Raw genomic sequence first — 25,100 nt, 5'->3', positions numbered from 1 at the left:
ACGAAGGAGGGATACATATGGATCGTATGTACAGAGTTCTAGGCTTCTGGACTGGAATTTTCGCTATTATGTTTTTCTTAGGAGATATGGTTGAGGTTTCTCTCATTTTCTTCGGTCAAACGGCCTTTTTCGTTTTCTTAGGATATTTAAAACTCTCCGAAAGAATGTACATTTATATTTTTGGTGCGTATTTAACAGTGTTCTTTGCAGGTTTTACTTACTATACAACATTTATGATGACACCTGGAGCAGGACATTAAACCAAAAAGCAAAAAAGAGCTTCTTTTCTAAAAAGAAGCTCTTTTTTCTTTTTCAAAAACTAAAACTCGAAAATAAGCACTCATTCCTGAAGGTGAAATAAGGGATTGAATGGCCCGATTCCTCTTTACAGTTGGATGGAAGGGGTCCAGCTGTGTGTGATCCTGGAGCTTATTTAAGATTCCATGTTTCATTAAAAACTGATCTTGCCTCTCAGATTCCATAAGCGTAAATCCTTGTTCTTTTGCAATCTTGATAAGGGGCTCTATCGGTATATGGTAGGTGATATCCATTTCACCAGGATTGGTTAACACATTTCTCTTTAATTGGTGATTTTGATACCCGCGTATGCTACCTTCTCTTAATTCAGGCTGCTGCCAATCCTCGAGTGAATACATATAATCCACTAATATGAGCTTTCCTAGAATTAGATTATGAGATAAGGCACTAAATATATCAGGCAGGAGATAAGGGACTTCAATTCGATGCCCTTCCCGAGGCGTAATTTGATACCTCTGAATGAATTTTATAAGGGGTTCCTCGTTAATTAACCTCATTCTTTCCACTATTTGACCGTTTTCTTCTCCCACACAAACTTCATACATATGTCCATGAAGTTTTGTCACTACTTTTACAGGCAAAGCATCCAGCCATTCGTTTGCAAAAACAATTCCTTTCATAGGTTTCAAGCTTGTAATATCATCAACGATTTCTACACTAGCAGGTATAGCTTTTATTAACTGTTGGTGGTACTTGCTTTTTTCGACTACCCTATACATGATGTCGTTATGTATGCCAGGGTACTTTTGCTCCATATAAGTAGACCAAGCTTGCAAAAACTTTCCAGTTCCTGCCCCAATCTCACAAAAATAGTTCCAGCTATTTTCAGTAAAATCATCTGAGCAATAATCACAAAAGACTTCCGCAAACACATCTGACAGAAAAGGAGTTGTTATAAAGTCCCCCTTTCTTCCGACCTTTTCTTTCTCCTTTGCATAGTATCCAAGTTCAGGTTCATATAATGCCATTTCCATAAACACATCAAAAGGAATAAACTCATTGGTTTCTTGTTTAATTCTATGGATAATCTTTTCTTTTAAATTGTTCATACTTTAGAATTTGGCTATCATACTGTCATTTTCCTGCAAGAAAAAAAACCTACTTAAAACAGCAGGTTTTAAAATCCATTTAAGAAAGGATTGTGATCCATTTCTTGAATAATGGTTGTCTCCTCTCCATGACCAGATAAGACAATGGTATCTTCCGGAAGAGAGAGAAGTTTATCATGAATACTCTTTATCAATTGCTTATGGTCTCCCCCTGGTAAATCTGTCCGTCCGATACTCCCCAAAAATAAAGCATCCCCAGAAATGACAAAGCCACCTTCTTCAAAATAAAAAGAAACGCTTCCTGGAGAATGACCTGGGGTTTCAAGGATTTCCAAAGTAATCCCACCAAAATTTTGAGAACCTTCCTTTGTAATGAAGTCATCGGCTGGACGACAGCGAATCACTCCCATTTGGAAAAACTGAGATCCATTTAGAGCAGGATCTAATAACCACTTCGCTTCCTTTTCATGGACGAAAGCTGGAATCTGATAAGTACTTCTAATTTCTTCTAATGCACCAATGTGATCAAAATGAGCATGGGTTAAAAGGATTGCTTTAGGATTTAAATTATTTTTTTTGATGAATGCTTTAATGATTTGTTCATCTCCACCTGGATCAAAAATAAGACAATTATTCTCTTGATTCCAGACGACATAACAGTTTGTACCAAGTGGTCCAGCAGGTATTCTTCTCCACTTCATTTCGTTACACCCTTCCTGCAACTTCTTATGATTATTGTACATGATGACAAAATTTTATCCAAATAGCTAGTATTTATAAAATTACGTTTCTTTTCCACTGAAAAATATGGCAATTTGATGTACATTCCATCATAATCGATAAAAGTCACCGATGGTCCTCGACAAATAAAAGAAAAACTTATAAAATAATGTAGGAATGAAAAGGTTATCTTAATAGAAATGGACTTTTTCTTTTTCGAAAGGAGCTAAGAACATGGGTATTGGATTAGTTATTATTTTTGCACTCGTAACTATTCTAGCTGCGATTGGACTTTTTACATCCTTAAAAAACAAAAACCTACTAGGAATTGTGTTTGGTTTTGGAACACTTGCTGTATTTGGATGGTTTACTATTATGACGTTTATCCACAGTGGATATCCAACTGCACACTAAAAGCAGATGCCTACATAGCATCTGCTTTTTTTATTCCTTCTGAAATTAACGAAGTCACCTTCCCACTTTGGATTGAAATGACCTGTTCTAGCTGGTAACCATATAGACAGTAGCCACCATTAGGAGAACATTGCAAAGGCTTATTTTCTAGTCCTTCCATGACTATATTTGTATCCCCGTTCGTTAAACTATAACTAGATAGTACAAAATCTTCTTCATAAAAATCTATGTCCCCACCTTCTAATGGTTGAAAGAAGTAAAACCGATTTTCAGACTCCACAAAATCATGGTATGGAACAACCCATTCAGAAAAACGATTTAAGTGAAAAGCTGTAAAGCTTCCGATTTGGCCACTTGTTGCATTATAGAATTGATATACTCCTTTGTCTTCATTTTGACTAGAAGGTGCTAACGTGAAAAACCAGTCTCCATAAGACTTTGTATAATATATGTCTTTTGTAACAACAGATAGATCATTAGAATCGAGGTCCATTCTCTTTAGCGGAGCTAGTAACTCGGGCTGTTCAACATTCCAATCCAAATATTGAAGAGATTCTTCCCCAATCCATTCACTAAATGGTTGTTCAATTTGTAGTGTGGTCAATTCGGATGTTTCAATATTCCATAAGTATGATTGAAAACTCCAATCTTCAGAAAAGCTTGTAACTAATATTTGCGAAGGATTTTTCTCGTTCCAATCCATATAAATTTCAGAGGAAGGAATATTGATGGTAGAAAGCTGCTTTCCATTGAGTGCAAGTATATGCAAGGTTGCTTCATGATCAATAGAGGAGACTTGAACGAGCAATTGCTCTTTGTCTGGACTAACCTCTACTATCTGGATAAATCCTTGCGTGATAAAAAGTGGGTTATTTTCACCACTGACTAGATTGTATAGGTTAATGGATGATTCCCCATTATAAGAGCTAATATATATAACTTCCTCATTGGAAGTCCAATCAATAAATTGTACATCCTCACCATTACTGATCATTAAGGGAGTTATTGTCATTACTTCATTTTCTGTATCTCCAGAGTCCTGACTTTGATCAGAAGATGGTGGCTGCTCAATTGAATCAGGTAATGCACTTTCTGAGTCTTCACAGGCTGTTAATAAAAAGAAGAATGTTATCAAAATTGCTAGCATTCTGGCCAATGGTGTCCCCCCTTTAACTTACAGATTTTATAGGCTTTATAGTGTATTGACGATTAAGTGTTATGAAATGTTTCAAAATGTAACAAGTTCTTTACAGTTTTTACTAATATGATTCAATAGTACTATTTTTATATAGGTAATGCATCACATTTCCAAAATCTTCTCCTTTATTTTTATACCACTATAAAAGGCGTCCTCTCCTGAGAACACCTAATAAATTATCTTCTATACAAAGAGCCCACGAATACTCCAAGCATATCTTGATAGATGGTATCAAATTGAGAAATAGGTAATGGATTCACTCCCCTACCCAATTCAAACGTAAAACCTGGCCTTCTATAAACGGAAATAAACCAATCTTTGTATCCAGCATGACTATCCACATATTGAACGCTTCTATAACCACTTAAACGTTCATAGTACTGTGCTAACTCTGCAGAAAGTGGTGGTTCCAACCCTTCATAGCCCCAGAAGAAAACCTCCCCTTGTGTGTGTAAAGCATAAGTCTGGTCAAACTGTCGGTTTCCTGTCAATTCTGCAATGGCGATTGCTTCTGGTTCAGTAAGTGGGGCTTCTCCTGGAAAATTAGCAGGAGCTGGTGCTTGTTCTTTTCTTGCCTGTTCGATTTCCCAATTTGCAGGGTATTGATTATTCAGGTCCACTCCCCTAATGTTTGCCTTCCAATTATTGAAGTTCGTACTTCCGTTATTTATTTCAATAACTTCGCCCCGAACAGAGGCTGGAGGACCATTTAGTACTAAATCTACCCCATCGGGATTTACAAGTGGAACAGTTGAAAGGGTATTTATATCGTATAAAGGTAATGCATACACCCCTCTAATTGACCCATAGTTTGTCAAAGCTAGAAGGTAGTCATTTATAAATGTCATGAGTACTGGCGTTGTAATCCACTCATTCGCATGAAAAGATGCGTTGTAATGTATTTTTCGCTGCCCTCTTCCAATCCTTATTTCTGTTAATGGCTTTCCCAAAACACTTCTCCCAATTTGCTCAACCCTTATAAACGGATAAATCTCTTGAATTGCTGCAAGATCTTCTTGAAACCTCGAGGAGTCATAATTTACTCTTCCGTCTATGATTCTCGAAACCACTCGTTCTGGTAATTGAATAACCTGCCCTACTTGTAGTCGGCTCGGATTTACTGAAGGATTTAATATGGATATAGCATCAACTGAAATATTTCGTTCAGAAGCTAACTTCCAAAAACTATCTCCTGACTTTATCGTATACCCACTTGCAAAAAATCCCGGAATGTTAACGTCTGTTCCAGGAGTAAGAGTATTTGGGTTTACATTTCGGTTAGAATCCAAAATTAACTGAAGGGAAACTCCAAATAGCTGACTATAATACCACAAGGAATCTCCAGAACGGACTGTAATTTTCATACCTTTCCCTCCTTGCAAGACTCTACACACTAGATGTATGTTTAGTCGGAGGAAAAATGCAAGTACAAAACAAAAAGGATTCCGAGTTGGAATCCTTTTTATTTATTCTTCATCGGTTGATTCATTTTCTTCCTTCGATGCTTCGTCTTCACCGTAGAATCGCAATAAATCACCATATATAATTTTATCTGAGTAATCTAGTTCCTTCTGAGCCATCTCCATATAAGGTTCACAGTGGAGTGGGTCTACAGGTTCTTCTGTCTCTTTACTGTAACAAACATTTTCAGAATAAACGTAACCTTTGGTTGCAAAGCTTCCATCTCTCTGAACGGCAAAGTCTAGTCGATCTTTTGAGAACAGATCAGAACCAAAACCAATGTCACCCTTAGTTGAGATACCTAATAGGTGTAATAGAGTTGGTCTTAAGTCCACCTGACCCCCAACAGTTGAAAGCGTTTCTCCCTCCATACCAGGAATGTGAATAATCAGCGGCACACGCTGAAGCTGAGTATGAACAAACGGAGTGATTTCTTTTCCAAGAAGCTGACTCATAGCTTTGTTATGATTTTGAGAAATTCCATAATGGTCTCCATAGATAATGATAATGGAATCATCATAAATTCCTTCTGCTTTTAATTGATCAATAAATTGTTTAATTGCTTCATCCGTATAGCGAACAGTTGGGAAATAACGGTTTAAGGTACCGCTATTGGAGTTGTACTCATCTACCCATTTGTATTCATCTTCTAGTGTAAACGGATGATGGTTTGTTAGGGTAATAAATTTCGCATAAAATGGCTGTTGCATTTCTTTTAAATGTTCTACTGACTGATCAAAGAACGGGATATCTAATAGACCCCAATCTGTTGTTTCATCTTCTGGAACATCATATTCCTCAACTGCATAGAACTTGTCGTAACCTAAAGATTTATACATTACGTCACGGTTCCAGAAACTTTTATTATTGGCATGTAGAGAAGCTGTGAAATAACCGTTCTCGGTTAATGTTTCTGGCATAGCTTCGTATTCATTACCAGAGTGCGTAAAGAAAACAGCCCCACGACTTAGTGGATACAGTGAATTATCTACTAAGAACTCAGAGTCAGATGTTTTACCTTGACCAACTTGGGCATAGAAGTTATCAAAATAAAAGCTATCTTCAATGAAATCATTTAAGAAAGGTGTTACTTCTTTACCGTTAATTTTTTGTCCAATGGCAAAACTTTGTGTAGATTCCATTGAAATCACAATTACGTTTTTACCTTTAGCTGCTCCAAACATTTCTGGGTTTGGCTCTTTATAATTAGCACGAATATAGTTTTCAATATCTGCTAACTCACTTCCATCAGCAAGTGCTCTTTGAGCAGACGTTTTTGACTGTAGAAACGCATCGTATAAATGGTAGTTATAGGTTCCAATATTTTTCACAAGGATTTCTCTGTCAAAAGTTCTTGTTAACAACTGCGGTCTCTCAGCCTCAGCTAAACCTAAATTGAAGAAAGAAATAGCAATTGCTGCTAAAAAGTAAGCCCTTCTAACTGGTTTCGAGAAACTTGGATTACTAATATACTTAGGCAGTTTAAATAGTAAGAAAGCTACCAAAATAATATCTACAAAGAACAGTAGGTCAATTAGACCAATTAAAGATGAAACACTTCCTCCTAAATCTCCAAGGTTACCTGTTTGGAATAACAGGGGAAGCGTGATAAAGTCATGAAATTCTCGATAGTATACAACGTTTGCGTATAAAACAAAAGACAAAAGGAAATAGGTAATAAGGATATATCTGCGTTGATTTTTTTCATTCAGATACATGCTAATCCCGAATACAATCAGCAAAAAGCTCAATGGATTTATAAGAAGGATTATTTCCTGAGTCACATTTTCAATTGGGATTGAAAAGCTAGTTTTATAGGCGACATACGTTTTAAGCCAAAGTAAGATCGTTGGAATGGCAATAAGTAGAACCTTTGGCCACTTTACGTTTCGCATATGATTACCTCCTATAGGTACAGTTATAATTGTTAATTTTTGTCATGTTTTTACAAAAAATAGGTTCTAGATTGAATCATGGATAATCTTAATATGTTCTTAATAAAAAATCAAATACAATTTTACACATATTTAGAATAATAATTTTATGCTTATTTTGTTACCCTCATAATTAGACGTATAAACTCAAAAAAGGTTTCATATGCGTCCAAATTCAAAAAAATCATACTTTTGTCACAAATTTCGAATCCCTTTTCTATTAGACTTTCCAATACATTTAACAACCAAGAATATTTTACGAATATAATAAACCGCTTTTGACACACAGAATTGAAAAAAACGCTCTAAGGCGTTTTTTCTATTTGGATGATCTGGCAAGCCAAGCCGCTCCATAAATACCTGCATCATTTCCAAGTGTTGCAATACTTAGCTTAGTAGATTGTTGTACAGTTGGGAAAGAAAAAGTAAGGAACTGCTGGTTAACTGGATCAAGTAATATACTACCGGCACGGGAAACTCCCCCACCAATTACGATTTTTTCAGGATTTAAAGTATTTCCAAGGTGACTTAATGCAAGCCCTAAGTGAAAGGCAACTTTTTTTACTACTTGATTAGCTAGTGTATCACCTTTTTGGGCTGAGTCAAATACATCTTTAGCACTAAGGTTTTCATGGTTCAATATAGTTTCACCTTTATATTCGGTAAGTAATTGTTTGGCTAATCGAACGACACCAGTTGCGGACGCTACAGTTTCTAAGCAACCTGACTTCCCACAGTTACAAGGGAAACCGCCTTCAGGTACACTTGTAATATGGCCAATTTCTCCACCAGCACCTTTGACTCCATGTACAACCTGTCCATTCGTAATGATTCCGCCACCAACACCAGTCCCTAGTGTCACACACACCATGTCCTTGGCACCTTTTCCTGCTCCCATCCACATTTCTCCTAGAGCCGCACAGTTTGCGTCATTGTCAATGAATGTTGAGATTTCTAACTGTTGCTCTAACGCTTCTTTTAATGGGAACTGTTTCCATCCTAAGTTAACCGCCTCATAAATAACACCTGTTTCCACATTAACGGAACCAGGAGCACCGATCCCTACACCCATTACTTGATTTTTATTATATTTTTTTTCAGTAAGTTTTTCCTCAATACTTTTGGCTATATCTGGGACAATGTGCGATCCATTATCACTTATATTTGTCGGGATCTCCCATTTAAAAAGAACGTCTCCACTACTATTAAGTAGTCCAAACTTTATCGTCGTTCCCCCAAGATCCACACCAACTAATAATTTCTCACTCATTTTCGCCCCTACTCTCCTTCAAGTCCAATTCTTTTGCTAAGTGGCTTCTAACCAAGCCAATAGCACTTTGGTATTCCTTCGTATCTATTAACTGAGCTCTGAATAGCTCCTTCAACTCTTCTTCCATTAACCCTAAATCAGCAATTCGATCTCCAATATATATAATAGTTCCATATTTCTTCAAGAACTGTTGAACATCATATAAGGTTTTCAAATAAATGACCCTCTCTTCCTATCTTCAAACATAAAGTATACGGAAAGGAACACGTCTTCACAAGTAGTAAAAATGGAAATTCTGAAACTGGAAAAAATCATAAAAATCACTGAACTTGTTTCTGGCTAGATGAACCCAAAAGAAAAAGGATACAGAGAAAACATTTTTCTCTGCACCCTTTATTTTAGGAATATCAGTCTGACCCTATCTATCTGGATCTCTTGGATGAAGAAACCGTGGCCTTCTATTTTTGAGTGGCAACGGTGATCGAATTAAGACATCTCTAAATGCCCTATAATTAAATGGGATAAATGGGTACATATAAGGAACTTTAAAGGACTGTATGGATGATAACCAAATAATCCATAAGGTTGTTGCAATCACAAATCCATAAACTCCAAATAATGCGGTAGTAATCAATATTCCAATCCTAACAAGGCGGTTAGATAGACTTAATTCATAACTCGGGGTAGAGAAGGTACCAATTGCTGCAATGGATAAGTATAAAATGACCTCGTTAATAAATATACCAACCTCCACAGCCACTTGACCTATCATGAGTGCGGCAACAAGCCCCAAGGCAGTACCCAGAGCATTCGGAGTATGTATGGCAGCCATCCTTAGTATGTCTAATCCAAGCTCTATCAGGATAAATTGCATCAACAAAGGAAGAGCTCCAACATCCTTTGGACCAATAAATTCAAGTGCACCAGGAAGAAGCTCAGGGTTAATGGAAAAAAGATAATACAGTGGCAATAAGAATACTGACGCCCACACTGCCAGAAAACGAACGAGTCTCATGTATGCCCCAACGATTGGTTTGTTCCGATACTCTTCAATATGTTGTAGGTGATGCCAAAATGTAGTAGGAGATATGATAATACTCGGCGATCCGTCTACGATAACACAAACATGGCCTTCATATAGGTGGACCGCTACAGTATCCGGCCTTTCTGTATACCGAACTACTGGATAAGGATTCCAGTGTCGACCAGAAATGTACTCTTCAACGGTTTTTTCAGCCATCGGCAGCCCGTCTGTATCAATCTTTGAGATTGAGTCTCTCACCCTTTTGACTAGTTTAGGGTCTGCGATATCTTCAAGATAACAAATCGTTATATCTGTTTTAGACCTTCTACCAATTTGTAAATACTCCATACGAAGTGACTTATCTCTTACTCTTCTTCTTGTTAGAGCCGTATTAAAAACGAGCGTTTCTACAAAGCCATCCCTTGATCCACGAACAATTCTCTCTAAATCAGGTTCTTGAGGTGAACGAACTGGGTACGTCCTTGCATCAATTTGGATAGCTTTATTAACGCCGTCTACAAAGAGAACAGTAGGTCCTGCAAGGACTTGATCGGCTGCCTTTGAAACATCATCTACTTCTTCCACTTCAACATATGGAATATATCTTTTTAACAGTTTTTGTAACGTATCTTCCTCCAGATGTGATTCTTCGAGTGTGGAAAGATACTTCATAATATAGTGGAGAATATCATCTTTTACAAAACCATCCACAAAATACATAACCATTTTCCGCTTGGCATACTCGAGGTCTAGTCGGATGACATCAAAGCTTTTATCTACCTGTAAAAGGTCATCCATTTTATCAATGTTATCTTGTATATAGTTAGAAACAGGAATTTTATTTTCTTCTTTTGATTTCGATTCTGTCATGGTGTCACTCCTATTTTCCAAAATCAGTATACCAATGGTCCATACCATTTATTGTTACTTCCCCTCATAAAAACATACATGATTTTTGGGTCAAGCCTTCATAAGTCTATTTAGACAAACATATATAGTATGGATGGAGGATTATGACCGGTTGATAGGAAGGAGTGGGGCAATGAAAGCATATAAGAAATGGTTATATTTACTCGTTTTTGCATTTATCTTTACTTTTACATCGTTTTATATTGAATTAAACAGCAAGACAGAGGAAAGCTTTACCTATTTTCCTCCGGACCCAGCCGCTCGCTATAACTCCGGATATACGACGTTAACCCTTGGAAATAAAAGTGATGATGGCCCTTACCAATTAACATGGAAAAGTCAGTCTGCTCTGGACCAAAAAGCAATCTACCGTCAAGATGTATCCCTTTTATATGAAGGGGGCTTGCTAAAAGGGAAGATGGCCGAATGGAAACAGAATGTAAGCAATCTTATGCAAGAAAGCACTCTTTTCTTTCAAGACTCACAACTCATTCAGGCCGTTGGCTTTCATTTTTCAGAAATTCACCGGGGTGAAAAAATTGGTGGAGCTCAAAAGCTTTCAGGAGATTTCATATATGTAATAGATTCGAAATTCAGTCCATTTAAAAGCTTTAGACACCCAGAAAATGAGGAAGATGAAAAGTGGAAACATACGCTGGACCAGGTGACAAAGGATAGGCTGACCAAGAGTTGGAACACAGCAATTCAAAGGTATGGAATACCGAAAGAGCGATTTGATTCCTATACGCTTTTCCAATTAACTCAATATAATGATCAACCATTGCCAGGTTTTACTTTATTAGAAACAAAAAAACTAACTGGGCGATTGTGGGAGGGTTTATACAAAAACTATTTATTAGGAATCCGTAAATCAGATGGGTCTACTGAGGATGCAATGGATAGTGTATTGCCACTTATTTTAATCGCCAAGGACAAAACTCATCTTTTTGTTGTAACCGAAACAAAAAGCGGAGAATCTATTATTCTCCGCCAACAGCTTGACTTAACTCATTAATCCAATCTTTATATTTAGACTCAGAAGGTCGTATTTTTAAAGCTTGTTGTGCTTTTTTCTTCGCCTCCGTTACTTTTCCCTGATCATAGTAGAGCAAAGATAAATTAAAATAAGCCTCATGAAAACGGGGGTTAATCTGAATGGCTTCTTCTAAATGTTTTACAGCTAAATCATATTGACCCTGTTGAATTTCAATGTATGACTTGATAAACGCAATCTCTGCTGAAGGTTCACTGTTTTCATCAGGATATATATTCACAACCTCATATGCCTTTTCAAAGTTTTCTTCTTCAATATAGGACTGGGCAATTTGAGCCAAGTAGAGACCTTCTTCAGCTTGAACACCATTTTGAGCTCCGGAATAGAGAAGGCCGACTCCTATGCCAACTGTTAGGATAAATGATAAAAGCTGGACTGACAGTTTATTTTTCTTTGGAAAATGAACGATTCCCGTAGCAACAAAACCACCAATAAGACCACCAATATGCCCAGCATTATCAATCCCAGGAATTGTGAAACCTAATGCTAAATTAATGGCAATGACAATAAAGATGTTATAACCTAATGTCCTGAAAAAGACCTTTGGTTGAAATATTCCAAAGTACAATAATGCACCGAAACACCCAAAAATGGCCCCGCTAGCGCCTGCTGATAAGCTAGGACTAAAGGCAAAACTCGCAATGGAACCAATGAGACCTGCAACCATATAGATAAATAAAAAACGCATGCTTCCATATATTCTTTCGACAAGCATTCCCAAATAATATAAAGCAAATGTATTCATAATCAGATGAAAAATTCCAATATGTATAAAGATTGGAGTCAAAAACCGGTGCCACTCCCCGTCCAAAATCAATGGGTTAAACTTTGCTCCAAAGTCCAGCAATGTTCTAGGATCTTCACTACTTCCAACCATTTCCATCCATCCGAATATAAAAATTTGAACCGCAATAAAGATATAAGTAAAAATGGGTTTACCGTAGGAAAAAGCCTTTACCTCTGTACTTTTTTGATTTTTTACTACTTGGTGAGTTATTTCTCTGTATTGCATTACATCCTGTTCTTCCGGGGACTCTAGCCATGTATCTGTGAAATCTGATTCACTGATGCTAGCCACAATGTCTAAAGCTTCCTCCTGACCTTCCTTATCTAGTAAAAGTGTATACCAAGATAAGCGGCTATCATTAGTTGGATGAATCCATTTGCCTATGAATTCTAATTCATCATCCACAGGTGGATATGGAGTTATGTAAATATTTAATACCGTCATCTCTCGTTTATATAGTTTTTTCTGAATCTCTTTTGACTGTCTAATTGATTGTTCATTGTGCTGCCTCACCCAATTGGACCAGTTCGTATCATATTGGCTCATGTGGATCAGATCCACACCTAGTCCTTCCCTTTTTTCTAGCCAAACCTCTTTCCCATTATTTGATTCATAAATGAGATGATACTTTCCGCGGGATGTCAATTCATATGTCTTTTTCTAGAATATATAGGCTTCCCTAAAACTCACAACAAAACTCCTCTCCACAATACATCCGATTACAAAGTCAATACTCTTATTTTATCTGGTTCCTTCTGTTTTGTCCTTATCTAGATAATTGTATGGTAGAGTCCCTATTTACATGTCATATTCTCATTAAATCAAAATAAAACAGAAGAGAATAATCTCTTCTGCGCAAAAAGTTACATTTTAAATGTGCCTTGAACAAACTTCTCTCTTAAAAACGGAATCTGCATGGAATAACGGATGAGTAACTTTCGAACAAAATATTGACCTAGTAGCACATTCATAATTTTATACCGATTATTATAGAGCAACATGACGGTAACTCCTGCAAATAACCATTTTACAATTGATGACATACTAAATCCCTCCTACCTATTATTTTGGCAAGAGAATCCGGCTTTATCCCATAAAACAAAATTTTAATCGGTCATATTACTTTACTATGTGAAAACCATTTTCCGTAACAATTTGTTTGACAGGTTTGTCATATGTATCAATGGGCATTTCAACAACTAATTGTTCTGCAAATGCTAAAGAAATTGTCTGGTTATCAAAATCAACTAAGTAACGGTCATAGTAACCACCACCAAAACCTACTCGATATCCTTCTTTATTGAAAGCTAAACCAGGGACAACAAGGAGTTCAATTTCTTGTTTGGTGACAGATTGAGTAATTTCAATTTTTGGTTCCCATAAATGTATGTATATATTTTCAAGCTGATCAAAAGATGAGATGAAACGAAAATCCAATTTTTTCTCCTTCGTAATACAACGAGGTACCGCTACCCTTTTACCATCTAGCCATGCTTGTTTAATGATGAAATACGTATCCACTTCTGGTGGATTTGAAATTGTAATTCCTATCGTCTCAGCATTTTTCCAAGCATCTGATGAAAATAGTTCACGGGCAATTTGGAAGGACTTTTGTTCATACTCAGGCTTTGACAACTTTTTTAGCTTAGTTTTCATTATCTTTCTAATACTGTCTTTTGTCATATCGGATGACTCCCTTTATGATGAAGTAAAATAAAAAAAAGCAGCGGAGTTAAAAACCCTGCTGCTTACTTTGTTTCACGGTGTACAGTTGAACGCTTATCTCTTGGGCAATATTTCTTAAGCTCAAGACGATCTGGGTTCTCACGCTTGTTTTTAGTGGAAATATAGTTACGCTCACCACATTCTGTGCAAGCTAATGTAATATTCACGCGCATTGTTTTCCCTCCAAACTATAAATGCATCTACATACGACTTTTCTATGATACCATTTTTTTTAGGACATGGCTAGTGCGTTTTTTCTGATTTCATTATTCCAACATAATACCTCTTCATTATGCTTCCCCTGAACGGTCCATCCCCATGCAGTAATGGTTTCTCCTGGCGGGATTGAACACTCTAATGAAAACATCGAACTGATATTACCTTTCGCAAAAGGCTGATAATGGAGCCGCCCCTTTTTCATTCCGGACCTAATTTTTTGTTTTAAGTCAAATACTGGAAAAACAGCGCATTGTTTCATTCGCCCTCCATTGATTGTCCCATTGACTAATTGTATATCATTTTCGTTATGGATGAAAATACAATCATTCTTAGGGGAAACGTAACCTACCTGCTGGAACTGCTGCGTCTTTCTACTTTCAAAGAATACCTTAACATCTTGATATGTTGTGCTTCCATTGTGGATCTGAACCATTTTAACCTTACCTTTGCTTCCCAATGGAAACTGACGCGTATTCCAAATCAACTCTGATCCGTCCTCCGGTTGATTCGATGTGATTGATAACTTTCCGTTGCTCCAAATATAACTATTTAATACACTCAAATTTTCGCTTCGGTAATGTAAATTATCTGGCATAGTCATTAAATCTAAAAAGAGGTTAAGGTTTGCTTTCATTACTCATCTTCTCCTTTCATTAAAGTTTAATTAGACGTTCTTTTATTAGCTTGTACCTTTGAAAGCGCCTACTTTCTAGGCTGGGTACATATTGTCATCATCTTAATTTTTGGCAACCAATTTTTCCATTTAAGCTAAAAGATTATAATATGCTCGTGCAAACTGGCTTATGTCTTCTTATATATATGGTAGCATCAGGGAAATATTCAGACAATAAACACATTTTGTCGGAATATGTTGACCCGTTACTGGTTCTAACTTAAAGTTATCTAAAAATTTTTAGGTTAGACTAATTGGTTGGTAAATGATGATAACCAAGCCATTATTTAGGTGGAAATTCGGTTAATTATGACAGAAAATATCACAGTTATATTACACTTTGGCGAAGATTGCATTAATTTGTTTCCTCACCGGTGGAGGTATGATATAACTATCATAGACTTACAGTAAAGGATGAAGAATTATGGGGTTTTTACTTATCTTTTTTATTGGAGTCTCCATCTTACTTTTTGTCATTTCTTTGTTTTTACCGAATCGCTTAAAACAAATTGAAGTGGAATTAGAGGAGCTTTCATACCAAGTCATACAGGATTCCTATCAATTTAAAAAGAGAATCAAAGTACTTGAGGAAGAATTGTTAGTTGATCATAGTTCATCCCCTCTATCAACAAACAAATCCAAACCTAATGAAATTATTGTGAATCAAGTGTTATCTCTACATAAACAAGGTGTCCCGGTTAGTCAAATATCGTCTCAGTCTGCATTATCAACTGAAGAAGTTGAAGAAATTATTGAAACGGAACGCCAAATGAGAGGGACTATTTCATGAGAAGACAGAGTATTCAAGGATTCGCAATAGGGATGTTTTTGACAGCGGTAGTTCTCTCTCTTGTTTATCAAATGACGTCCGATTCGAATGAAGTAGAAGTCGATGATGCTGTTGCTACATTAGAAAAGAACGAATATATAGTTCTATCAGCAAATGAGTGGGAAGAGATTCAACAAAAACTTTCGACAAAAGAAACAGAACAAAAAGAAACTGAAGCACCTCAAGAAGAGCAAGCTAATCCAGGGACCGATACAGATTCAGCTGAACAAGATGAGGTTAACAATGAAACAGAACCTAAGAAAACATATTCTTTAGTCATTAAACCAGGGATGAGTTCAAGTGAAGTTGGTTATTTACTAGAGGAGAACGGAATTGTTGAAGATGCCAGGGCATTTAATAAGTACATTGTGGATCGAAAATTAGAAGGTTATATTCAGATTGGAACACACACAGTCACGAGTGACATGTCTTTTGATGTCATAGCAGACACAATTTCAAAATAAACCGGGCAAAACGCCCGGTCCTTTTTATTTTTTGAGAACAGAAACATTATCCGTTCTTTTATCTATTTAAATCATAATTTTTACCCTTAACGGTGAATATGACACTCTCCGAAATATTTGTCGTATGGTCAGCAGATCTCTCAAGATAACGACAAACAAAAGCTAGCTGTGTAATTTGTGCTGTTAATTCTGGAGACTTTGGAATATTAGAAAGAAGCTCATTTACTAATTTTCCGTACATTTCATCCACTTCATTATCCATCTCTGCCACTTCTTTGGCTAAATTGTAATCCTCTTTATCAAATGCCTCTAATACACCTACATGCATTTGAAGGACTCTGTCTGCCATTGCAGGAATGTCTTTTAGAGGCTTAAACAAGGCTTCTTTACCAATTCTAATTGTCGACTTAGCTATATTTACAGCTTGGTCACCCACTCTTTCCAAGTCAGTTGCAATTTTAATACTTGCGATGATTCTTCTTAGATCAGTAGCTACCGGTTGTTGTTTAGCTATTAACCATATTGCTTTCTCATTTATTTCATCATCAAGACGATTTATTTTATAGTCCTCATCAATAATTTTCAACGCCAAATCAACATCTTGTTCCTGTAATGCCTTGATGGATTCCCTCAAAGCATTTTCTGCTCTTTTTCCCATATTTAATAGTAGAGATTTTAATACATTCAATTCTTCTTGGAATTCTTGTCTCACATTCATCTTTTTTCTCTCCTCATTTAACCAAATCGCCCTGTAATGTAATCCTCAGTACGCTTATCACTTGGGTTTGAAAAAATAGTATTTGTTGGTGCAAATTCGACCACTTCACCATTTAGGAAAAAAGCAGTTTTATCTGAAATACGAGCAGCTTGTTGCATATTATGGGTTACAATGATGATACTATATTCCTTTTTCAATTCAGAAATAAGCTCTTCTACTTTTAGTGTTGAAATGGGATCTAGAGCTGAAGTTGGCTCATCCATTAGGATGACATCCGGCTCAATTGCTAAGCAGCGGGCTATACATAGACGCTGCTGTTGCCCACCTGATAAACCATAGGCATTCTCATGCAGGCGATCTTTTACCTCATCCCAGATAGCTGCTCCACGTAAGCTTCTTTCAACAATTTCATCCAATACTTTCTTATTACGGATTCCGTGTATCTTTGGTCCATACGCAACATTCTCATAAATTGATTTCGGAAATGGATTTGGCTTTTGGAATACCATTCCAACTTTCGTTCTTAAGTCTTCTACCTTATAGGACTTATCAAGAATACTCTTTTCCCTATAGAGAATATCTCCTGAGATTCGAACGGTAGGAACTAACTCAACCATTCTATTTAAAGTTTTAATGTAAGTTGATTTCCCACAACCTGATGGGCCAATTATTGCTGTAACTTCATTTTCATTTATTGATAGATTGATATTTTTTAACGCTTGATCTTCTCCATACCAAAGATTCAAATCCCTTGTATCATATACCACCTTTTTCTTAGGTGATTCGTATTGTAGATTATCTTTATTCTCACTAGTTGAGATGACTGCCATTGTAAAACCCCTCCATCCAATTAATATCTCTTTTGAAATTTATTTCTAATAAAGACTGCAATAGAGTTCATTAAGAACAAGGTAATCAACAAGACTACAATTGTCGCTGCAGCAAGGTTCGCATATTCGGTAGTTAAAGCAGAATCAATTGTCCAATAATAAATTTGCAAAGGTAAAATTGTAAACTTATCAAAGACGCTATCGGGTATTGGAATTAGTAATGCAGGAATTCCTATTACAATAAGTGGGGCAGTTTCACCGATAGCACGTGATAACGCTAAGATCACCCCCGTTAAAATTCCAGGAAGTGCTGCCGGAAGTACAACATTTTTAACAGTCTGCCACTTTGTCGCCCCCATAGCATATGATGCTTCTCTTAAATATCCAGGAACTGCACGGAGCGCCTCTTGGCTAGCTACTACTACTATAGGAAGGACTAATAATGACATCGTCAATCCACCAGCTAAAATGATTGCACCTAAGTCAATCCCTCTTACAAATAATGTTAAGCCTAGAATCCCAAATACGATGGAAGGAACCCCGGCTAGATTTGAGATATTGGTTTGAATAAATGACTGTAAACGGCCTTTTTTTGCATATTCTTCAAGATAAATAGCGGTTCCAATGCCTAAAAACATGGTAACTGGGGCTACAACTGCCATAAGCCATAATGTCCCAGATATTGCACCCATAATCCCAGCTTTCTCAGGATCCGTATGCAGTTTTCCTGTCAGGAAGTTAAAGTCAATCCAGCCTAAACTTTCACTAAATACTCGGTATATTAAAACAATGAGAACAACAAGTCCAAATAGGGTTGCAAAAAGAAATAAGGTTCTTGCCATTTTGTTTATTAATAAACGAGAGCCCATATTCTTCTGTACTTGAGCAGCATCTACATGTTTCATAGTTAGTATTCCTCCCTAAATCTACGAGAGATATATTGTGCAATTATATTCATAATCATTGTAAAAACAAATAAGGTCATCGCTACTGCATATAAACTGTAGTACAAGGTTGTGCCAGCAGCAGCTTCTCCACTAGCTACTTCAACAATATAGGCTGTCATTGTCTGCATTGATTCGGTAATATCAAATGTAAAGTTCTTAGAGCTTCCGCTTGCAATCGTTACAATCATTGTTTCTCCAATTGCACGTGAAATCCCCAATACAAATGAAGCAATGATTCCAGAGATAGCAGCAGGAATTACTACTTTCCAAGTCACTTCCAGCTTTGTAGCTCCAAGAGCTAGAGCACCTTCCCTCATAGAATTTGGGACAGAGCTCATTGCATCTTCAGAAAGGGAAGCAACCATCGGGATAATCATAACTCCCATTACTAGACCTGGACTGAGGATGTTTGTTGGCTCTAGACCAGGAATTATGGACCTTAGTAAAGGGGTAACGAATGTAAAAGCAAAGAAACCATAAACTATTGTAGGAATCCCCGCTAAAACTTCTAAGATTGGTTTTAAAACCTTTCTTGCTTTTTCTGATGCATATTCACTTAAGTAAATAGCGGTCATTAGCCCAATTGGAATAGCAACAGTCATCGCAATTACAGAAGAAATCACTGTTCCCGTTAACAGTGGCAGCACTCCGAATTGTGCATTCTCACCTAATGGCTTTAAGTCTGTCCCTGTGAAGAATTCTACAATCGGAACCTCTCTAAAAAATGCAAGGGTCTCAAAGATTAGAGTTAATAGAATTCCAGCTGTCGTAAGAATAGATACAAATGCGATTGCTAAAAGGATTTTTGGAACCAGGATTTCAAAGATTCTTGCTGTGTTTATTGAACTTTTATTCTTTGCAATCATTTCTTTAACATTGACTTTTTCTTTATCTTTAGCCATCGTCTTTTCCAAGTTGAAAACCCCTTTCATCCTTATTATATAAGGAGAAAATTTCCATCCAGTTGATAAAAACACATAAGAAGATGAGAAGAAAAATCTTCCCACCTTCTAAATCCATTTCAATTAAAAATTAGAATTATTTTAAAGCATTTAGAGTGTCAAGGGTTGCTTGAATTTCTTCGTCTGGTAGCGGAGCAAAACCAGTTTTTGCAGCAACATCTTGTGCATTTTCCATCGTATAGATTGCATAATCTAATACTTGTGGCTTTTCTTTTGCCATATTCACATTTAAGTAAGTGAATACTGGACGAGTGAAATTAGAGTAAGCAAAATCTTCACCTTCACCGATTGTTTCAAGTGTTGGTTCAACTGGACCATTTCCAAAATCAATCTTAACAGCAGTTAATTTATCAGTGTTGTTTACATAGTAACCATAACCAAAGAATGCAATCGCGTTTTTATCCTTAGAAACCATATCAACTAATGTTGAATATTCTTGTTGGAGGTTAACACCTTCTACTAGATCTTGCTCATCAAGGATTGATTCAAAGAAGAACTCATAAGTACCATGGTTTTCGTTTGGACCCATGGTAACGATTGGTTCGTCAGGGAATCCAGGGCGTACATCTGACCATTTTTCAACCCCACTACTTGCTAAGAAAATATCTTTAATCTCTTGTTCAGTAAGATCAGTAGCCCAATCGTTTTCTTTATTGATTACAAATGTTAATCCATCTAAAGCAACTTTTAACTCTTGAACTTCAATACCTAATTCTTCTGCAGTAGCAGCTTCTTCATCTTTAATTTTACGTGATGCATCATTGAAGTCCGTTCCATCCTTAACTAAGAACTTCTTGAACCCAGCACTTGTACCAGCACGGCTTACTTCAACTGAAACACCTTCTTGCTCAGTCATATAATTTATTGCCATTTCAGCCATGAAAGGATATACAGTACCTGAACCGTCAATTACTACGCTTCCTTCTAAATCGGCTGTTTCTCCACCAGCATCATTTCCACTATCTCCTGCTGTATTATCAGCATTGTCTTCTTCCGTATCTGTACCGCATGCTGCCGCAAACATCATTGCCGCTGCTAAAATAAGTAGTAGGCTAAATTTCTTGAACACCTTCATTGAGATATTCCCCCTAAGAGTTTTTAAGATTGGTTGTTGTTTGTCTTACTATTGATAGAATACTAGGGGAACGTAAACTACGTTTTAACCGAGTGTTAACGTTTTGTAAATCACGTCGAAATTTGAAAAAATGTGCGGTTGACTATTTTTCTGAACATAAAAAACCTGATGTACCAAAAGGCACATCAGGTTTTGTTGTAACTATGGAGTTTCCTCATTTTCAGATTCTTCTTCTGAATCTTCCTCGACAGTTCCTTGATCATTCTCTTCTCGGATTGTTTCTTGCCCTTCTTTTACCTGATCGATATTTTCAATTTCTTGGACAGGGTTGTTTTGATTGATTCGCTTTTCTTTAATTTCAAAGTATGCGTCTAGCACTTTACTTCCTAAATCTAAGTTCATGCTGTGTTTACCAGCATTGCTTTGGTAGGCAGACGGTACTACTATGGCAATTGCGACTTCTGGGTTTTCAAAAGGAGCATAACCGACTAGTGAAAGATTTGTTGTCGGAAGGCTCTTTTTTAAATCAGGGTCATAAATATAGGTTTCCGCCGTTCCAGTCTTACCAGCTGGATTATAAGGTTTATCACGGAATGAACGTGCAGTTCCTTCTGGATGGTGCATGACTTGGTAGAATCCAGTTTGAACTTGTTCAATTTCGTCATCTGACATTTCAAGACGGTTTAAAATGACAGGGTCCACTGTATCCAAAATAGGACCTAAATGTTCCTGATCTAAGATGGGCTCTCTAATTTCTTTTACTAACTGCGGCTTCATGCGATACCCATCATTCGCAATGGTAGAAACATATTGAACCATTTGAAGTGGAGAGTAAGAATCGTACTGACCAATTGAGTAGTCGAGTACAAATCCAGAACCAAAAACTCCTTTATATCCTATGGTTTCATTCGGTAAGTCAACTCCAGTAGGTACACCTAAACCGAATTGTGCAAAGTTTCTTCTAAAGACCTCTAATGAATCTTTCTTTAGTGGTAATGGTTGGCCCGGGACATAATTACCTTTACCAATTCCAATTGCAATTTTATACATGTATCCATTCGAAGATCTATATAATGCTCTCAGGTCGTTAATTCGACCAAGAGGACCACCAAATGTACTTTTATCAGGTGTTCGATAAATTCTAATCACTTCATCATATAGTGTTCCACCGGGTTCAATAATCCCTTCATTGTATCCCGTTAACACAGTAGCTCCTTTTACAGCAGATCCCATTACATAAGAAGTGGTAACATTACCGAGTGCGAAATCTCTCATATCCCACTCGCCCGTTTCTTCATCTTTTACGTACTGCTTTCCTGCAATGGTTATAATCTCACCAGTGTATGGATCCATCATCACAACAAACGCACGGTCCAGATAATCCGTTGCAGGGAGCTTCTTCTTCTCTATCAGTTCTTCTTCAATAATCTTTTCAACACGTTGTTGTAGTTCCATATCAATCGTTAGAACTAAGTCTTTGCCTCGTTCACCCTCAGATATCACTTCTGTATCTACAACATTCCCATTATTGTCGGTTACGGTCTTTACTTTTGCTTTCTGTCCATGTAATAGTTCTTCATATACTTTTTCTAAGTAACTTTTTCCGACACGGTCATTTAAACTATATCCACGAGATAAGTAATAATCTAATTCATCTCTAGGTAAGCCTTCATCTGCTGATGAAACATTTCCTAGTAATGACCGTAACGTCTCATCATAAGCATAATACCTTTCCCAGTCAGTCGTCGTATCAACACCTGGTAATGATTGCAGGTTTTCACTAACGATGGCAAATTCCTCAGGAGTAACTCCCTTATTTTTTACAATTTGAGGAGTAAGAGCATATCCTCCAATGAACTTAAAATAAATCGCTGCCACTTCTAATTCCTGGTCTGTAAGTTCATTAATATGTTCTTCTGTTACCCTTTCGACTTGTACCTGATATAAACTTGTGATTTTTTCATCTTTGAGGTCTTGATAGTCTTGTTCAGTAAGAAGCTCTTCAGCTTCCTCAGGATGAAGCATGATCCAGAAATCCTTCTTCTCCCGCTCAGTTAACCTATCATAGTCCTTTTCAATTAAAAGAGCTAACCGCTCCGCAACTTCCAACATATCCTTCTGCTTAGCATACTGTTGTTGTGTAAAAGTAATCGCATTCAGCGGTATATTGTCTACAATTACATTCCCATACCGGTCATACATTTTTCCCCTCGGTACAGAATTGTTAACGGTAAAAGCTTCTGTTCTTGCAATGGCCTTTGTGTAATCCTCCCCATTTACGATTTGTAGAATGCCCAATCGAAAAATGAGTAACGAAAATAACAAAAACACACAGAAGAATAGGATATTTAATCGGAAGGGAATATGTGTCTTTTTCTTTTTCTTCCCCATTCACTCTCCCACTCCTTCTCAAAACGTACTATTCTTTATTGTAAAGAAAAATAGGGGGAATTTCTAGTTACAATAGAATCCTTTTTTGACTCGGCGATTAACTACCCAACATGACAAAAAAGAGAACCTCGGACAGGTTCCCTTTAACTGGCTTCTGCTAATTGTACTTTTCTTACAAAGAAATAAATAATAAAGTGACCTGCTCCTAATACCATCAAGAGAATTGGAATACTATCAGTGGGGTCAAAGAACGTTATCGTTGCTAAAAAAGAAAGAATCGATGTAATTCTTCCACAATTCAAGAAAATCTCACGCACTACTATATATTCTATTCTCATTTCTGCTGCCTTCCATCCTCGACCTATAACATCATATGTCATGGAAATATAGGGGACCAAAAGTGTCGGGTATGCCACAGCAATTACAGATCCATACATAATCAACTTTATAAAAGACACATCAAATACGATGAGAAAGATGGCTAGGTATAGAAGAGAACCTCCAATTAAGATAGAACGTTTTCGATTCTTTGGGCGAATAATTCGAGAAATAATATAGTAGGCCAAAAATGAGATTCCAGAGTTAATGAGCCCATATGTTCCTAATGCTAATTCACTTCCGGTTGATAAAAAAACAAAGACGGATATCACAAAAACAAATGTCCCTTCACGCAGTCCTTGGAAGAAATGAGCATTTGTTATATATTTCCAATTATTGTTGTTCTTTCTTTCTTTAATAATCCTTGTGAATAAATATCGGCCTGTTGCAGGTCTTCGCTTTAAAAAAAAGCTTAGCACGACTGCACAAATAAACAGGGTTAGTGAAATGGAAAAAATAATGGTGTATCCAGTGAAGCTTTCAAGATTCGAGATAATATAACCTGCTGCAATAGGTCCAATCATTCCTCCACTTGACGACAGGACTCCCATAAAACCATTAAAGAAGTCCCTCGTTTCAGGTTCTGTGATTTCAAACGTCAAGACATTAAAGGCACACCAATAGAACCCATACCCTATTCCGAGTAATGCACCTAATAAAAGGATAAAGTTTGAAGCATTTTCGCCAACCAATAACACCGTTATGTAAAAGGCCGCTAAAAAAGAAACTCCCATTCTCAGGACAATGACTCGATCTACTTTTTTTGCCAAACGTCCGGCGAGAATGAAAGTTAGGGGTTGCAATACAACAACGGCAAGGTTGTATAATCCTAAGTCTAGATATTCACCTGATTGTTTCCATAGGTATATATTAACGAATGTATTGGACAAGGCGACACTTAATGAATATAGTCCACCTATTGACAGAAGGAGGAGCAAATCTTTTGAAAGATCCACATCACCGATCAATTTTTTAAAATGACTCATGGTTTGTCTCCCCTTTTTCGTACCATTAGTGTTTGGCAGTTGGGGGGACATTATTCAATATTTAGGAGAGTTTGGTGATGGATTGTTAAGATTAACATTAGGAAACGGTATCTGACATTGATGAAAAGTTGGATGACTTCTCTGACTTCGGATAACTGCCCGCTAACTTCGGATAACCATCCGCTAACTTCGGATAACTGCCTGCTAACTTCGGATAACCGCCTGCTAACTTCGGATAACTGCCCGCTAACTTCGGATATCCATCCGCTAACTTCGGATAACCGCCTGCTAACTTCGGATAACTGCCCGCTGACTTCGGATAACTACCCGCTAACTTCGGATAACTGCCCGCTGACTTCGGATAACTGCCCGCTGACTTCGGATAACTGCCCGCTGACTTCGGATAACCGCCTGCTAACTTCGGATAACTGCCCGCTAACTTCGGATAACTGCCCGCTAACTTCGGATAACCGCCTGCTAACTTCGGATAACTGCCCGCTAACTTCGGATAACTGCCCGCTAACTTCGGATAACCGCCCGCTAACCTCGGATAACTACCCGCTAACTTCGGATAACTGCCCGCTGACTTCGGATAACCGCCCGCTAACTTCGGATAACTGCCCGCTGACTTCGGATAACCATCCGCTAACTTCGGATAACTGGATAAAGTCCATATAATTGTGTAAAAACAAAAAGGGGTCAAATTATTCCTTCCTGGTTACAATGTTTAACAACCACGTAAAACATTAGGAGGAAATAATTATG

General features: G+C 37.2%; 26 protein-coding genes. 5 read left to right on the top strand and 21 right to left on the bottom strand.

All coding sequences use genetic code 11. From position 1 onward, the window contains the following. Nucleotides 1-17 precede the first annotated feature (17 nt). Nucleotides 18-260: a DUF2626 domain-containing protein gene (locus ABDZ91_RS20350; protein WP_343803368.1), complete on the top strand. Its 243-nt coding sequence runs from the start codon at nt 18-20 to the stop codon at nt 258-260. Nucleotides 261-287: 27 nt separating this feature from the next. On the opposite strand, the gene ABDZ91_RS20345 is transcribed toward ABDZ91_RS20350, so the two are convergent. After that, nucleotides 288-1,367: an SAM-dependent methyltransferase gene (locus ABDZ91_RS20345; protein ID WP_343803365.1), complete on the bottom strand. Its 1,080-nt coding sequence runs from the start codon at nt 1,365-1,367 to the stop codon at nt 288-290. A gap of 68 nt (nt 1,368-1,435) precedes the next feature. Further along, nucleotides 1,436-2,068 (bottom strand): MBL fold metallo-hydrolase, encoded by a 633-nt coding sequence (locus ABDZ91_RS20340; RefSeq protein ID WP_343803362.1) that lies wholly within the window; start codon nt 2,066-2,068, stop codon nt 1,436-1,438. 259 nt (nt 2,069-2,327) lie between these two features. Between ABDZ91_RS20340 and ABDZ91_RS20335 the strand changes: the two genes are divergently transcribed. After that, entirely contained in the window at nt 2,328-2,501 is a 174-nt protein-coding gene (locus tag ABDZ91_RS20335) for a DUF2759 domain-containing protein (protein WP_343804251.1), read from the top strand. A 10-nt stretch (nt 2,502-2,511) separates the two neighbouring features. Here ABDZ91_RS20335 and ABDZ91_RS20330 read toward each other — a convergent pair whose 3' ends face one another. The 6 genes from ABDZ91_RS20330 to ABDZ91_RS20305 all read right to left on the bottom strand — a co-directional run bounded on the left by ABDZ91_RS20330 (nt 2,512) and on the right by ABDZ91_RS20305 (nt 10,258). Beyond that, nucleotides 2,512-3,648 carry a YqgU-like beta propeller domain-containing protein gene (locus ABDZ91_RS20330; RefSeq protein WP_343804249.1) on the bottom strand — a complete coding sequence of 379 codons (1,137 nt, stop codon included), beginning with the start codon at nt 3,646-3,648 and terminating at the stop codon, nt 2,512-2,514. Between the two features lie 227 nt (nt 3,649-3,875). Further along, nucleotides 3,876-5,063, bottom strand: coding sequence for a M14 family metallopeptidase (locus ABDZ91_RS20325; RefSeq protein WP_343803359.1), 1,188 nt, complete (start codon nt 5,061-5,063; stop codon nt 3,876-3,878). Between the two features lie 102 nt (nt 5,064-5,165). Then, the gene (locus ABDZ91_RS20320; protein WP_343803356.1) at nt 5,166-7,055 is read right to left on the bottom strand and encodes an LTA synthase family protein; all 1,890 of its coding nucleotides are present in this window, start codon (nt 7,053-7,055) and stop codon (nt 5,166-5,168) included. A 358-nt stretch (nt 7,056-7,413) separates the two neighbouring features. Next, the gene (locus ABDZ91_RS20315; RefSeq protein ID WP_343803353.1) at nt 7,414-8,364 is read right to left on the bottom strand and encodes an ROK family glucokinase; all 951 of its coding nucleotides are present in this window, start codon (nt 8,362-8,364) and stop codon (nt 7,414-7,416) included. After that, a complete protein-coding gene (locus tag ABDZ91_RS20310) occupies nt 8,357-8,578 on the bottom strand; it encodes a YqgQ family protein (RefSeq protein WP_343803350.1) in 222 nt (73 codons plus the stop codon). The genes ABDZ91_RS20315 and ABDZ91_RS20310 overlap by 8 nt, the downstream gene beginning before the upstream one ends. A gap of 204 nt (nt 8,579-8,782) precedes the next feature. Further along, on the bottom strand, nt 8,783-10,258 hold the full coding sequence (locus ABDZ91_RS20305) for a spore germination protein (protein WP_425541880.1): 1,476 nt from the start codon (nt 10,256-10,258) through the stop codon (nt 8,783-8,785). 172 nt (nt 10,259-10,430) lie between these two features. Here ABDZ91_RS20305 and ABDZ91_RS20300 point away from each other — a divergent pair, with 172 nt between their 5' ends. Beyond that, a complete protein-coding gene (locus ABDZ91_RS20300) occupies nt 10,431-11,312 on the top strand; it encodes a hypothetical protein (protein ID WP_343803347.1) in 882 nt (293 codons plus the stop codon). Here ABDZ91_RS20300 and ABDZ91_RS20295 read toward each other — a convergent pair. The 5 genes from ABDZ91_RS20295 to ABDZ91_RS20275 all read right to left on the bottom strand — a co-directional run bounded on the left by ABDZ91_RS20295 (nt 11,278) and on the right by ABDZ91_RS20275 (nt 14,716). Further along, nucleotides 11,278-12,699, bottom strand: coding sequence for a rhomboid family intramembrane serine protease (locus tag ABDZ91_RS20295; RefSeq protein ID WP_343803344.1), 1,422 nt, complete (start codon nt 12,697-12,699; stop codon nt 11,278-11,280). The genes ABDZ91_RS20300 and ABDZ91_RS20295 overlap by 35 nt on opposite strands. 302 nt (nt 12,700-13,001) lie before the next feature. After that, complete coding sequence (locus tag ABDZ91_RS20290) at nt 13,002-13,181, bottom strand: hypothetical protein (RefSeq protein ID WP_343803341.1); 180 nt, start codon at nt 13,179-13,181, stop codon at nt 13,002-13,004. 76 nt (nt 13,182-13,257) lie between these two features. After that, entirely contained in the window at nt 13,258-13,821 is a 564-nt protein-coding gene (locus ABDZ91_RS20285; RefSeq protein ID WP_343803338.1) for a 5-formyltetrahydrofolate cyclo-ligase, read from the bottom strand. Between the two features lie 65 nt (nt 13,822-13,886). Next, entirely contained in the window at nt 13,887-14,036 is a 150-nt protein-coding gene (gene rpmG / locus ABDZ91_RS20280; RefSeq protein ID WP_343803335.1) for a 50S ribosomal protein L33, read from the bottom strand. Between the two features lie 59 nt (nt 14,037-14,095). Then, the gene (locus tag ABDZ91_RS20275; RefSeq protein ID WP_343803332.1) at nt 14,096-14,716 is read right to left on the bottom strand and encodes a hypothetical protein; all 621 of its coding nucleotides are present in this window, start codon (nt 14,714-14,716) and stop codon (nt 14,096-14,098) included. Between the two features lie 463 nt (nt 14,717-15,179). Between ABDZ91_RS20275 and ABDZ91_RS20270 the strand changes: the two genes are divergently transcribed. Further along, nucleotides 15,180-15,545, top strand: coding sequence for a hypothetical protein (locus ABDZ91_RS20270; protein ID WP_343803329.1), 366 nt, complete (start codon nt 15,180-15,182; stop codon nt 15,543-15,545). Next, the gene (locus ABDZ91_RS20265) at nt 15,542-16,048 is read left to right on the top strand and encodes a hypothetical protein (protein ID WP_343803326.1); all 507 of its coding nucleotides are present in this window, start codon (nt 15,542-15,544) and stop codon (nt 16,046-16,048) included. The genes ABDZ91_RS20270 and ABDZ91_RS20265 overlap by 4 nt, the downstream gene beginning before the upstream one ends. A gap of 58 nt (nt 16,049-16,106) precedes the next feature. Here ABDZ91_RS20265 and phoU read toward each other — a convergent pair whose 3' ends face one another. The 8 genes from phoU to ABDZ91_RS20225 form a co-directional block, all read right to left on the bottom strand. After that, nucleotides 16,107-16,766 carry a phosphate signaling complex protein PhoU gene (phoU, locus tag ABDZ91_RS20260; protein ID WP_343803323.1) on the bottom strand — a complete coding sequence of 220 codons (660 nt, stop codon included), beginning with the start codon at nt 16,764-16,766 and terminating at the stop codon, nt 16,107-16,109. A 17-nt stretch (nt 16,767-16,783) separates the two neighbouring features. Beyond that, nucleotides 16,784-17,596, bottom strand: a complete 813-nt coding sequence (gene pstB / locus ABDZ91_RS20255; RefSeq protein WP_425541879.1) for a phosphate ABC transporter ATP-binding protein PstB — start codon at nt 17,594-17,596, stop codon at nt 16,784-16,786. 20 nt (nt 17,597-17,616) lie between these two features. Beyond that, nucleotides 17,617-18,501 (bottom strand): phosphate ABC transporter permease PstA, encoded by an 885-nt coding sequence (gene pstA / locus ABDZ91_RS20250; protein WP_343803321.1) that lies wholly within the window; start codon nt 18,499-18,501, stop codon nt 17,617-17,619. Nucleotides 18,502-18,503: 2 nt separating this feature from the next. Then, nucleotides 18,504-19,445, bottom strand: coding sequence for a phosphate ABC transporter permease subunit PstC (pstC, locus tag ABDZ91_RS20245; protein WP_343804244.1), 942 nt, complete (start codon nt 19,443-19,445; stop codon nt 18,504-18,506). A gap of 136 nt (nt 19,446-19,581) precedes the next feature. Then, on the bottom strand, nt 19,582-20,580 hold the full coding sequence (locus tag ABDZ91_RS20240) for a PstS family phosphate ABC transporter substrate-binding protein (protein WP_343803318.1): 999 nt from the start codon (nt 20,578-20,580) through the stop codon (nt 19,582-19,584). A gap of 201 nt (nt 20,581-20,781) precedes the next feature. Continuing rightward, the gene (locus ABDZ91_RS20235; RefSeq protein WP_343803315.1) at nt 20,782-22,971 is read right to left on the bottom strand and encodes a peptidoglycan D,D-transpeptidase FtsI family protein; all 2,190 of its coding nucleotides are present in this window, start codon (nt 22,969-22,971) and stop codon (nt 20,782-20,784) included. 143 nt (nt 22,972-23,114) lie between these two features. Beyond that, nucleotides 23,115-24,335 (bottom strand): MFS transporter, encoded by a 1,221-nt coding sequence (locus ABDZ91_RS20230; RefSeq protein WP_343803312.1) that lies wholly within the window; start codon nt 24,333-24,335, stop codon nt 23,115-23,117. Nucleotides 24,336-24,432: 97 nt separating this feature from the next. Then, nucleotides 24,433-25,038: a ribosomal eL19 family protein gene (locus ABDZ91_RS20225; RefSeq protein WP_343803309.1), complete on the bottom strand. Its 606-nt coding sequence runs from the start codon at nt 25,036-25,038 to the stop codon at nt 24,433-24,435. Between the last annotated feature and the right edge of the window lie 62 nt (nt 25,039-25,100).

The organism is Bacillus carboniphilus (assembly GCF_039522365.1).
Classification (GTDB): domain Bacteria; phylum Bacillota; class Bacilli; order Bacillales; family JC228; genus Bacillus_BF; species Bacillus_BF carboniphilus.
This window is presented reverse-complemented; position numbering and strand designations above follow the sequence as displayed.